Genomic DNA, 12429 nt, shown 5'->3' on the forward strand with positions numbered 1-12429 from the left:
GTTTCCATTATAGTTTGCTAACTCGCCGGCACGACCCAGCGGAAGCACAGTGATTCCTTGTTTCTGTGTCACTTCAAAAACTCACTGTTATATGCACCTATCATTATAGCTTATCTTGTAACCAAGCGTTAACCGAATCTAACGCATGATTGAGATTTTCAGGTTTGTCGCCACCTGCCTGAGCCATGTCAGGTCTACCGCCACCTTTACCGCCAACTTGCGAGGCGATGAAATTCACCAACTCGCCGGCTTTTACCTGACTGGTAAGGGTTTTGGTAACGCCAACAATAAGGTTAACTTTTGAATCATTTGCCACACCTAATACTACGATGCCTTCGCCGATTCGGTTCTTTATGTCGTCCATCATTGAACGCAATGATTTAGCTTCTACACCGTCTAAGTTGGCGACTAGCACTTTTACGCCATTTATCTCTACGGTATTACTAAGCATATCAGCACCTTGCTGACTTGCCAGTTTTTGTTTGGCCGCAGTGAGTGCTTTTTCTAGCTCTTTAGTATGATTTTGTAATGTTGCTACTCTGTCCACCACACTTGCGCTGTCTGTTTTCAACATTGTCGATAGCGATGTAAGCGTCGCCTGCTGGCTTTGCATTACGCTTAAAGCTTCTTCGCCTGTTACTGCTTCTAAACGACGTACGCCTGATGCAATTCCTGCCTCACTGGTAATTTTAAGCAGGCCGATATCTCCGGTTCTCGTAACGTGAGTACCGCCGCAAAGCTCAACAGAAAACGGGCCCATTTTTACGACGCGTACTTTTTCGTCGTACTTTTCGCCAAACAATGCCATCGCGCCTGACGCTTTAGCGTCCTCAAGTTCCATTAGCTCTGTCGATAAGACATGGTTTTCTCTGATTTGTTCATTGACTCGTCGCTCAATTTGCGCAATTTGATCTGACGTCACGGCTTCAAAGTGAGAGAAGTCAAAGCGCAAGCGAGGAGCCTCAACCAGTGAGCCCTTTTGCGTTACGTGCTCGCCCAATATCTCCCGAAGCGCAGCGTGTAATAAGTGAGTTGCACTGTGGTTCTTTTTAATTGCTTCTCGGTTGGCTACATCAATAGATGCTGTGACTGTATCACCTTTTTTCACTGTACCTTTAGCGACACCTCTATGAGCAAATGCTTTACCCATCTTTTGAGTGTCTGATACTAGGAATTCACCACCGGCTACGCTTAGTATGCCTTTATCACCAGATTGACCACCGCTCTCGGCATAAAACGGCGTGCTATCTAGAACCACAACACCCTCTTGGCCGTCTTCTAAAGTGGATACAAGTTCATTGTTAGCAATCAGCTCAACGACCGTTGCACTACCGTCAACATCAGTGTAACCGGTGAACCTGGTTTCCTGTTCTAGCACCAGTCTATTATTATAATCGGTACCAAAATTACTTGCTTGTTGCGCTCTTGCTCGCTGCTGCTGCATAGCAGACTCAAAGCCTTCCTCGTCAATTTTAAGCTCGTGCTCTCTTGCGACATCGTTGGTCAGGTCAACAGGGAATCCATAGGTGTCGTAAAGCTTGAACACAACATCACCTGGGATGGTATCGCCTTCTAATGATTCAAGCGTCTCGTTAAGCATTGCCATTCCGCGGGCAAGTGTCTTACTAAACTGCTCTTCTTCTACGCGAAGAACTTTTTCTACTACTGGCTTTTGATCAACCAGCTCTGGGTACGCTTCGCCCATCTCAGTGGCCAATGAGGCTACCAGTTTGTAGAAAAAGATATCATCAGCACCTAGCTTATAACCATGACGAACGGCACGGCGGATAATACGACGAAGTACATAGCCGCGACCTTCGTTAGACGGCATAACACCATCACAAATTAGGAAGCTACAAGAACGAATATGATCAGCAATCACTCGCAACGATTTATTCTCTAAATCATCGGTACCGACAATTGACGCCGCTGACTTAATAAGATTTTGAAATAAATCGATTTCGTAGTTGCTGTGCACGTTTTGTAAAATGGCAGAAATACGCTCAAGTCCCATGCCAGTATCGATAGAGGGTGCAGGTAGTGGCTCCATGCTGCCATCAGCCTGCTTGTTGTACTGCATGAATACTAGGTTCCATATTTCAATGAAACGATCGCCGTCTTCCTCTGGCGTGCCAGGAGGACCACCCCAGATATGTGCACCATGATCATAAAATATTTCAGAACATGGACCGCAAGGCCCTGTATCACCCATAGACCAGAAGTTATCAGAGGTACTTATGCGAATGATTTTCTCTTTAGGGACGCCAATGTGATTTTCCCAAATATCAAAGGCTTCATCATCTTCAGAGTAAACCGTCACTAATAGCTTCTCTGCAGGAAGGCCCACTTCTTTGGTTAAAAAATTCCACGCAAACTCAATAGCTTCTTTTTTGAAGTAATCGCCAAAGCTAAAGTTACCCAACATTTCAAAGAATGTGTGGTGACGAGCGGTGTAACCTACGTTCTCTAAATCGTTGTGTTTACCACCGGCTCTTACACAGCGCTGAGAAGACACTGCACGAGAATAACTGCGCTTATCAGCGCCTAGCAAGGTGTCTTTAAATTGATTCATGCCTGCGTTAGTAAAAAGAAGCGTTGGATCATCTGCAGGTACCAGTGACGAGCTAGCGACGGCGTGATGGCCATGACTTTTGAAATAATCTTTGAACTTGTTGCGTAAGTCAGCAGTTGATATTGTCATTGAGAACCTAACTTCCTTTATACATTAATGAGACGGTGCGAAGCGCTTACTCGAAATTATTGCTTACATCACTCACAATTCCATCGCAAAGAATTACGCGCGAAAAGCAGAGTGAAAAAGACGAGTAAAAATAGTGAACAAAGTGATATCCGCGTCACGTGGCGTTATGCTCGCACATTTTTGCGAAACAATAGCACGAATAGTGGTTTTCTGTTAAGCCTATGGGGGCTATGTAGAAGGCAATTTTTTACTAAATATCACCAAAACTGCAGCTAAAATAAAATGGTAGGCATTGTAAATCGTTACTTTGCTCAATAGGCACTTGCTACTTTACCGCATAATCACTCGTTGCTTACCGCATAATCAATATGCTCTTGGTAAAACCCTCGATATTGTAAAAAGCGCTTTTGTTTTTGGCGCAAGGTGAAGTCTGTCTCAAAGAATGCGCCAAATTTTTTCACTTTTGCCGTTTTGGCGCTTTCAAACCAATCCGCTTCAATTTCTTCGAAAGCCTGTCGAACATACCCTTCATCAACACCGTATTGTTGCAGGTCAAGCTTTATAACTTTTGGGCCCTTGCCCTTTAAATACAGGGCCCGCGCTCTGCTTTGGGCAAATCGCTCATCGCTTTGAATATCAGCTTCACGAAAAGCATCTAGAATAGGTAAAAATGCCTCATCCTCAATGCCTTTTTGCGCAAGTTTTCGCACTATTTCACTATAGCTATGCTCTCGTCGTGCCAGCATGCGGGTAATCGCGTCGATAATGATCTTTCGGTCAAACTCTGACATTTTTATGACCCTACTTGTAAGTGTTTTCCGTAAATATTCAAATACTAAAATTACGGCATGGGTGATGTGGCTTAATTAGGTCCCGTTGACCTTGTTTGAAACAGTATTTTATTTCGTAATACCGACGACAGTCTAGCCTTAATAAGAAGAGAGTCGCATTACTAGCGCTTGATATACTTTAAATGAAATTATGAATGAACAAGTAATAATACACGACAGCATAGCAAGTATCTCCAAAGCGCAATGGAACTCTCTCGCTGAGAATGCAGGCCCATTTCTCCAATTTGAATTTTTGCATGCATTGGAAACGTCAAAGTGTTGTGGTGAAGAATCGGGATGGCGCCCGTTTCATGTAACGGTAGAGCACGACGGCCATATTGTTATGGCGATACCTGGCTACCTTAAAACACACAGCTATGGCGAGTACGTATTCGACCACGCATGGGCAAATGCGTATCATCAACACGGCATTGACTACTACCCAAAATGGATAACTGCCGTACCTTTCACTCCGGTAACAGGCAAACGGTTACTAATAAAAGAAGGTTTAACGTGCTCCCCTGCTCTATTAGCGCAAATTGCAGATACCTTAAGCGCGCAGTGCCAATTGAAATACAAAGAGCATCTTTCGTCACTACACTGGTTATTCGTTTCAGACAGCGAAAACAACTTCCTGACTAAAGAACATCATTATTTAACTCGCCACAGCGTACAATTTCAGTGGCACAACTATGGTTATACGCATTTTGATGATTTTTTGAATGCCCTCACCTCGAGAAAGCGTAAATCAATAAGCAAAACCCGAAAAAAACTGACTGAACACGGCATCCAATTCTCACACTACAGCGGAAGCGACATTACCCCAGAAAGACTCGCCTTCTTCGTCAAGTGCTATCAATCTACCTACTTAAAGCGCAGTGGCCACCTTGGCTACCTCAATACCGCCTTTTTTGAAACGCTTGTGTCAACTATGAGTGAACGCCTGCTTATTGTTACAGCAATTGAGCACGGAAATCCGGTGGCTAGCGCTTTATTTTTTCACGACGAATCTGGCCTTTATGGACGTTATTGGGGAGCACTCAAAGATATCGATAGTCTGCACTTTGCATGCTGTTATTTCGAAGGTATCGAATTTGCGATTAACAATAAGCTCACCCACTTCAATCCAGGCACCCAAGGCGAACATAAAATATTGCGAGGGTTTGAGCCTATTTACTGTCAGTCCAAACACCAGCTGTTTGAGCCTGCTTTCCACGATGCTGTCGCAAATTTTTTACAGCAAGAAAACGAACATATCGCCCACTATTTTAATCAGGCACAGAATGCTTTACCTTTTAATCAGGAATTTGTGCCTACTTTAAAAACTAAAAGTGTCATTCATCCTAACGACGACACATAAAACTAAAATGAGAATCCATATGAAATATAAACTCCTTGCCGTAGCGATTGCGGCATCGCTTGGCCTGGCTGGTTGCTCTCAACCAGAGCAAGTCAAAGAACAAATGACCAAAGCAGAGCCAACTGAAGCAAAAGCCGAGGCGGAACTTGGCTCGTTTGGTGTTGATCTTTCTGCTCGAAATGAAGCGGTCAAGCCAGGCGACGACTTCTTTATGTATGCCAGTGGCACTTGGTACGACAACTATGAACTTCCTGCAGATAAAACGCGCTATGGCGCATTTACCGGCTTAGCTGAACGCAGCGAAGAACAGGTAAAAAGCATTATCGATGGTCTAACAGAAAAGGAAACGCTCAACGCAGATGAAAAGTTAGTAAGAGATTTCTACGTTGCCTTTATGGACACAGAGACCATCAATGAAAAAGGCCTATCTCCTATTAATGATGTATTAAGCGACATTGATAGTATAGAAAACACAAAAGACCTCACCGCAGCCTTCGGTAAAAGCTGGCTATACGGTTACAGTACACCTATTGGTGGCGGTATGTGGTACAACCGTCTTGACCCGAATGAATACCAGCTAAGCGTTGGTGTTGGAGGCATTGGCCTTCCCGATCGCGACTACTACCTAAGCGATAGTGAGCGCTTTGTAAAAATTCGCGAAGCCTATGTAGCCCACATTGAAGAAATGCTTACATTAGCTGGCGTAGAAGACGCAGGCACAAAAGCAGCGAATATTATGGCGCTAGAAACTCAGCTAGCTGAGGTTCAGTGGCCTCGCGAAAAACGCCGTAACCGTGACCTGACCCTTAACCAAATTGAGCGCAGTAAGCTAACTGATGCCTATCCGGGTTTCGATTGGGATGTTTATTTCGCACAGTCAGGCTATAAGGTACCAGAGCTCAACATCACTCAGCCTCAGCCTGTAAAAGATGTGATTAAACTGATAAACCAGGTTGACCTAAACGACTGGAAATCTTATTTGAAATATCACACGATTTCTAATAATGCGGGCTTGCTTGCAGAAGATGTATACATGGCCAATTTCGACTTTTACGGTCGTACGCTTAATGGTCAACAAGAGCCGCGCCCTCGTTGGAAGCGTGCGTTAAGTCAAATGTCGGGTACTCAGTCTCTTGGTTTTGCCATTGGCAAGATTTACGTAGATGAGTATTTTCCTGAAAGCTCAAAAACACAAATGGCAGAGCTAGTGGAAAATTTACGTGCTGCATTAAGCGAGCGTATAGATACCCTTGAATGGATGGGTGAAGAAACCAAGGTTAATGCCAAAGAGAAGCTAATGGCATTTCGTCCTAAAATTGGTTACCCAGATGAGTGGCAGTCGTTTGACGGCGTAACTATTAGTGATAACGACCTTATTGGTAACGTTCGCAACTTACGTGAATTCTTCCATGCTGAATCGGTAGAGCGTGAGCTTAAGAAGACCGATCGTGAGCGCTGGGGTATGACACCACAGCGAGTAAATGCTTATTACAACAGCTCATTCAACGAAATTGTATTCCCTGCTGCCATTCTTCAACCACCATTTTTCGACCCAAATGCAGATGCAGCCGTTAACTACGGTGCAATAGGTGCTGTTATCGGTCATGAAATGGGACACGGTTTTGATGACCAAGGCTCGAAGTCTGATGCCATGGGTATTCAAACTAACTGGTGGACAGACGAAGATCGCGCGGCGTTCGAAGAAAAAGCAGATGCCCTTGCAGCTCAATACAGTAAGTACGAGCCCATTGAAGGTAACTTCGTAAACGGTCGTAACAGTCTAGGTGAAAACATTGGTGATGTAGGCGGTCTTGCAATGGCCTACCACGCTTACAAACTTAGTCTTAACGGCGAAGAAGCGCCAGTTATTGATGGTCTTACAGGCGATCAGCGTTTCTTCCTTGCTTGGGCTCAAGTTTGGAAAGAAAAGCGAACTGAACAAAGCATGTTGAACCAGCTTCGTGCCGGTACACACGCACCGGGTCGCTTCCGTGCACAAGCACCTCGTAACCATGATGCATGGTATGAAGCGTTTGACGTTAAACCAGGTGACGCGCTATATCTAGCGCCAGATGAGCGTGTGCGTATTTGGTAATAACCCAATGCTGGGTACCTGAGACAGCGCCGGTTAGCACTATAACCGGCTTGTTTCCTGGCGGTGCATTCGCTATGAAGTAGCAATTCTTTAACTAAGCGACGACACTCTAAAAAACATAATAAGCACCCTACGTCAGTAAGGTGCTTTTTTATTGGCCTCAAGGCCTATCTGCTCTTACCTATCTGCTCTTACCTATCTAACTTTACCTTATTAATTCTACCTTTGCTCCATTACTAACGACTACCTAATAGCGACTTGCAATGAATAGAGGATGGCTACTGAGAAGGTATTTAGGTAAGGGCATAAAAAAGCCCCCGGTTCTTTACGAAGCGGAGGCCTTTAACCAGTGTAATCTATTGACTACGACTGCGCAGCGGCTTGCAATGATGGTGCGCCATCATCACTACCGCCAAGTTGCTTTTTTGCATGCAGTAGTGCTTCGTGTAGCGTCTCAAAGTTAGGAATGCCTGGATGAGCTTCATTAACACCCTCAAGTACTTTGTTAAGCTTTTCGTTGGCACCACAAATTATCAACTGTCTTCCTGCCGCTAGTGCGTCTGATGTTACTGTATCCACTGCCATTGCTGCAGATACATCCATCAAAGGTACCCGTGAGAAGTCCAGAATAGTGAACTTACTGCCTGGCTGAACACGCTCGCGAACACGGTGACCTAAATCAGCTGCCGCACCAAAGCTCAATGGACCACCAAAACTGAAGATAGACACTTTGTCTTTGAGTTCTTCAAGTAACCCGTTCTCTTTAGGGTCGTTTAGATCTTGGGGAATCTTTTGTAGCTCTTCAATTTGTAGCTGAGCGACTTGTTTAACATATGCTAAAGCGCCAAGTACAACACCTACACCCACTGCGGTAATAAGGTCTACGAATACCGTTAACAGCAATACCAATGCCATTAATCCGAAGTCCCATCGTGGGCCTTTGTGACCACGTTTTAAGTAGCCCCAATCGATGATGTCTAGTCCAACTTTTACCAATATACCGGCAAGCACAGCATGCGGGATTTTTGCCGCCAGTGGGCTTAAACCTAATACAATGGCAAGTAATACCAACGCATGGACCATACCAGAAACATTGTATTTACCGCCGCTTCGGATGTTTACAACAGTACGCATGGTTGCACCTGCACCCGCGATACCGCCGATTAAGCCGGCAAAGGTGTTACCAATACCCTGACCGATAAGCTCTTTATTACTATCATGACGAGTACGAGTCATGTTATCAGCAACAAGCGAAGTTAAAAGACTATCAATTGCACCTAGCAGCGCTAGAATAAATGCAGCCTCTATTACAACCCATATTTTGCTTTGGTCAAATACAGGCAATTGAAGGCTAGGCAAGCCCGTTGGAATATTACCTAATACAGGCACACTTAGCGCAAGACTGACTAATGTACCAATGATAAGTGCAGCAAGAGCACCAGGTACATATTTGCCTAAAGACGCAGGCCACTTGTATGCTATGACTAACGTGCCAAGACCTAAAGCTAGAGTTGAGAAGTTTATATCAGCCAACGCGGTTGGAAGGTAGGAAAGCGCACCGATGGTACCGCCTGGAGGTTCATGCCCAAGTAATCGGCCAATTTGCAAAATAATAATGATGGCACCAATCCCAGACATAAAGCCCGAAATCACAGGATAAGGAACAAGCCTTATATATTGACCAACCCCAAAAAAGCCAAACGCTATTTGGAATATACCGGCTAGCATTACCGCCGTAAAAATTAGGCTAGCATCACCAGAGAGGCTGGCAAACAAGCCAGCAAGTACCACCACCATTGGTCCAGTAGGGCCTGAAATTTGAGCTGGTGTGCCGCCAAAAAGAGCAGCGAAAAAACCAACAGCTATTGCACCATACAGGCCAGCCATAGGTCCAAGACCTGAGGCTACACCAAGCGCTAACGCAAGAGGTAATGCAACGATACCGGCGGTTAAACCACCAGTGAGATCACCCCTTAAATTTGAAAAATTAATTTTTACCACAAATGTTCCCTCTTATTCAGCCGCTTTCGCACGTTTGAATCGCGCTTCTGCCTCTGTCTGGTCCATAGTAACAAAGTCGCCAGCTTCGCTGCTGTAACACAACATGTCGCCGCTACCGATATTGTAAACCCAGCCGTGAAGCTCTACTTGTCCAGTCGCAATTTTAGCCGCCACTGCAGGATGAGTGCGAAGGTGCTGTATTTGTTGTAATACGTTTTCTTTTGTCACCGCTTCTAAATCGTCGATAGAAAGTTTGTCGTGACCACCACGTTCTTTAACAACGTCGGTCGCTACGCGGCAGTGACCTAACCACTCTTTTACATGTGGTAATGAATCTAGGCCTTCAGGGCTGATAGCGCCTTTCATAGCACCACAATCTGTATGACCGCATACAACAATGTGAGACACGCCTAGCGCAGCTACAGCAAATTCAATAGACGCCGTCATGCCGCCGGTTTGATTACTATGAGGAGGAACAATATTGCCCGCATTTCGACAAATGAAAAGCTCGCCCGGGTCGGTTTGGGTAACTAGGTTCGGGTCAATACGAGAATCAGAGCACGTGATGAAGAGAACTTCTGGGTTTTGCCCATTCGCTAATTTTTGAAAGGTTGCTTTTTTGTTTGGATAAACTTCTTTTTGAAACTTCGCAACACCTGAAAAGACGTGTTCCATAGAATACTCCCGATTATTTAAAATAGTTTTAACAATGTTAATACATTAGTGTTACTTGATAGATTAATAGTTTAATATACCACCTCGTGATAACCAAAAACTATCATGCAAGTTATTTGTTGGTTAGACCGCCCGTTAATTATAGTCGAAAATAGGAATTTTAATTATGCAATTAGGTGGTAAAGCCCCCTCGTTTAACCAGATTCGCTACTTTGTGGCCGTTGCAAAATACCTCAATTTTCGACAGGCAGCAGGAGCACTTGGCATTAGCCAACCCACGCTGACTAGCCAGATAAATGCGTTAGAAGACACACTGAATTTAACGCTGTTAGAACGTTCCCGTACTGGCACCTTGCTTTCGCCATTAGGAAAGGCGCTTTTAGCCAGTGCAGAGGAGGTATTGCAGTCTACTCAACGCTTCTCGGAAATGGCCCGCGATCTCTCAAAAGGGGAAGTAATAACCTATCGGCTTGGTATTCCTCCAACACTTGGCCCTTATTTATTGCCTTTTGTTTTACCCGATTTGCACAGACTAAAGCCAGGACTACGATTTTACGTAAGGGAAGCGTCACCCGATGACTTGCAGCACGGATTATTAATAGGTGAGTACGACATTATTCTTTCTCCCCTTTCAAGTGATAACTCACAGCTTATTACTTCGCCGCTGTTCAAAGAACCGCTAAAGTTTGTTACGCCGTCTGACCATTTTCTATCGGGTAAGGCATTTGTGCACCCTGAGGATATCAGCGGTGAAAAAATACTTACGTTAGAAGATAAGCATCATTTTCATCATCAAGTGCAAAGAATATGCGAAGACATAGGTGCAGACCTACAGCGTGACTATGAAGGCACCAGCCTTGATACATTACGACAAATGGTGGTTATGGGCATGGGCGTTGCTTTTTTACCCGGTCTTTATATTCATTCTGAATTACACAAGCCTGAAGCTTTACACGTGTGTGAAATTGCTGACATGCCTATTGAGCGCCAGCATTCTCTTGCTTGGCGTAATACCTCACCTAGTCGAAAGACCTTCCGCGAGATGTCTATTATTATTAGGCGTATTATTGAAGAGCGGCTTGCTGATGCTGTCACTATGTGTGATTAGGTTTGGTGAGTAAAGAGGTGCTCGTTATTTAATTAAAGCCTGTTATTTAAATAGGGTTATTGAATTAGCGCTTTTAACACACCTATTGATGTTATATTGACTCCATATTCACTAGCGCTTTTATACACATGATTGATAGACAACACCTGCGTATTGTCCACGCAATACACCAGCATGGCACGATGACACAAGCCGCGAAATCTTTGTATTTAACCCAGTCGGCTTTAAGTCATGCTATGAAAAAGCTTGAACACGAGTTTGATGTTCCGCTATGGCAAAAAGAAGGCAGGCGTTTGTTTTTAACCCAAGCAGGTGAAAGTTTACTTGGCCTTGCACAGCGTATATTACCTCAGTTTGAACACACAGAAGCGCAACTTCGTCGATTTGCCGAGGGCAAGCAAGGCACACTGCGCATTGGAATGGAATGTTACCCCTGCTTTGAATGGCTATTGAAAATAGTCGCTCCCTTTCTAAAACGATTTCCTGATGTAGACGTAGACGTACGACGTGCCTTTTCTTTTGGCGGCCTTCAAGCACTGCATGGTTATGACATTGACGTACTCATTACTCCCGATCCCCTGCACTTAGATGCGATTACTTACACACCTGTGTTTAGCTACGAACAGGTTCTCGTTATGCACAATACACACGACTTAGCGTCGAAGGCATTTATAACGCCTCGGGATCTCGCTCAAGAGACGCTCATTTCTTACCCAGTAGAAAACAGTAGGTTAGACATATTCTCTCACTTTTTAACGCCGGCCAATGCGTCGGTTAAAAGTCACAAAACCATAGAGACCACTGAGATTATTCTGCAAATGGTAGCGGCAGGAAGAGGGGTAACTGCGCTGCCTAAATGGCTTGTAGATGAGTCGAAAGAAAGTGAATTACTGTGCTGTCGTCCTCTTGGTAAAAAAGGGCTAACAAAAACCTTGTTCGTGGGGCATAGAAAGCGTACTGACACGCTGGGTTTTATTGATAGCTTCGTAGAGATGGCAATGGCGCAGGGGATAAAAGCAAACAGCACGAAGTAATAACCGCGCTGTTACTCTTTCGTCCACACTAACATAAGATTGTTAGCAGGCATCGTTGTCATTTCTTTCAATGTGAGTCGCTTAGCCCATGCTTCGAGTTCATCAATATCTCTATAACCGCCAAAACCCCGCTCGACTAACGATTGGTGAAATTCAGCATTACTTTGAGATGAGAAAATCCCTGATTGGGTGAACGGACCGTACTGGCAAAATGTACCGCCTTTAGGTAATTTTTGCGATACTAATTCCATGAGCAGTTTCGCCTCATGCTTTTGCATAATATGGGCAGTATTGGCGGAAAATATGCCATCAAAGGGCAAAGCAGGAAAAGGGTCTACACCCACCTTGAACTCAACTGGCTGAATAAGGTTGGATAGTGAAGACTCACTTACCCAGGCGTTTATTCCGTCATGGTACTCGTATTGGTCGCTCGTATGCCATACTAGATGCGGCAAATGAGCAGCAAAATAGGATGCGTGCTGCCCCGTACCGCTGCCAATTTCAAGCACCTGTTGAGTGTCAGCGAACGCCCTTTTTAGAATATCTAAAATTGGGCGTTTGTTATTTTCACAGGCTTGGCTAAAGGGTTTTTCCATTACTGTTGTAACTTCCATCTTACAGATAA

Annotated in this window: 9 protein-coding genes; 4 read left to right on the forward strand and 5 right to left on the reverse strand. The window is 44.5% G+C overall.

Translation table 11 applies throughout. The features are described from left to right. Nucleotides 1-103: 103 nt before the first annotated feature. Nucleotides 104-2701: an alanine--tRNA ligase gene (alaS, locus tag V7R39_RS00950; protein WP_334027274.1), complete on the reverse strand. Its 2598-nt coding sequence runs from the start codon at nucleotides 2699-2701 to the stop codon at nucleotides 104-106. Nucleotides 2702-3042: 341 nt separating this feature from the next. Further along, nucleotides 3043-3492 (reverse strand): regulatory protein RecX, encoded by a 450-nt coding sequence (locus V7R39_RS00955; protein WP_334027276.1) that lies wholly within the window; start codon nucleotides 3490-3492, stop codon nucleotides 3043-3045. Nucleotides 3493-3682: 190 nt separating this feature from the next. On the opposite strand from V7R39_RS00955, the gene V7R39_RS00960 reads away from it, so the two are divergent. Both V7R39_RS00960 and V7R39_RS00965 read left to right on the forward strand, forming a co-directional pair. Next, nucleotides 3683-4891: a GNAT family N-acetyltransferase gene (locus tag V7R39_RS00960; protein WP_334027278.1), complete on the forward strand. Its 1209-nt coding sequence runs from the start codon at nucleotides 3683-3685 to the stop codon at nucleotides 4889-4891. Nucleotides 4892-4910: 19 nt separating this feature from the next. Beyond that, entirely contained in the window at nucleotides 4911-6986 is a 2076-nt protein-coding gene (locus V7R39_RS00965) for a M13 family metallopeptidase (RefSeq protein WP_334027281.1), read from the forward strand. A 363-nt stretch (nucleotides 6987-7349) separates the two neighbouring features. On the opposite strand, the gene V7R39_RS00970 is transcribed toward V7R39_RS00965, so the two are convergent. After that, the gene (locus V7R39_RS00970) at nucleotides 7350-8987 is read right to left on the reverse strand and encodes a SulP family inorganic anion transporter (RefSeq protein WP_334027283.1); all 1638 of its coding nucleotides are present in this window, start codon (nucleotides 8985-8987) and stop codon (nucleotides 7350-7352) included. A gap of 12 nt (nucleotides 8988-8999) precedes the next feature. Next, nucleotides 9000-9662, reverse strand: coding sequence for a carbonic anhydrase (locus V7R39_RS00975; RefSeq protein ID WP_334027285.1), 663 nt, complete (start codon nucleotides 9660-9662; stop codon nucleotides 9000-9002). Nucleotides 9663-9828: 166 nt separating this feature from the next. Between V7R39_RS00975 and V7R39_RS00980 the strand changes: the two genes are divergently transcribed. After that, complete coding sequence (locus V7R39_RS00980; RefSeq protein ID WP_334027287.1) at nucleotides 9829-10770, forward strand: hydrogen peroxide-inducible genes activator; 942 nt, start codon at nucleotides 9829-9831, stop codon at nucleotides 10768-10770. A gap of 128 nt (nucleotides 10771-10898) precedes the next feature. Next, nucleotides 10899-11804: a LysR family transcriptional regulator gene (locus V7R39_RS00985; protein ID WP_334027289.1), complete on the forward strand. Its 906-nt coding sequence runs from the start codon at nucleotides 10899-10901 to the stop codon at nucleotides 11802-11804. An 11-nt stretch (nucleotides 11805-11815) separates the two neighbouring features. On the opposite strand, the gene V7R39_RS00990 is transcribed toward V7R39_RS00985, so the two are convergent. Then, entirely contained in the window at nucleotides 11816-12400 is a 585-nt protein-coding gene (locus tag V7R39_RS00990; RefSeq protein ID WP_334027292.1) for a DUF938 domain-containing protein, read from the reverse strand. Nucleotides 12401-12429 lie beyond the last annotated feature (29 nt).

The sequence above is a fragment of the Alteromonas sp. P256 genome (assembly GCF_036864455.1).
Lineage (GTDB): Bacteria > Pseudomonadota > Gammaproteobacteria > Enterobacterales > Alteromonadaceae > Alteromonas.

What these genes read in the sequence shown, in the direction of transcription:
- alaS (WP_334027274.1), bottom strand. Translation starts at nt 2,701, where the DNA reads ATGACAATATCAACTGCTGACTTACGCAACAAGTTCAAAGATTATTTC.
- V7R39_RS00955 (WP_334027276.1), bottom strand. Translation starts at nt 3,492, where the DNA reads ATGTCAGAGTTTGACCGAAAGATCATTATCGACGCGATTACCCGCATG.
- V7R39_RS00960 (WP_334027278.1), top strand. Translation starts at nt 3,683, where the DNA reads ATGAATGAACAAGTAATAATACACGACAGCATAGCAAGTATCTCCAAA.
- V7R39_RS00965 (WP_334027281.1), top strand. Translation starts at nt 4,911, where the DNA reads ATGAAATATAAACTCCTTGCCGTAGCGATTGCGGCATCGCTTGGCCTG.
- V7R39_RS00975 (WP_334027285.1), bottom strand. Translation starts at nt 9,662, where the DNA reads ATGGAACACGTCTTTTCAGGTGTTGCGAAGTTTCAAAAAGAAGTTTAT.
- V7R39_RS00980 (WP_334027287.1), top strand. Translation starts at nt 9,829, where the DNA reads ATGCAATTAGGTGGTAAAGCCCCCTCGTTTAACCAGATTCGCTACTTT.
- V7R39_RS00985 (WP_334027289.1), top strand. Translation starts at nt 10,899, where the DNA reads ATGATTGATAGACAACACCTGCGTATTGTCCACGCAATACACCAGCAT.
- V7R39_RS00990 (WP_334027292.1), bottom strand. Translation starts at nt 12,400, where the DNA reads ATGGAAAAACCCTTTAGCCAAGCCTGTGAAAATAACAAACGCCCAATT.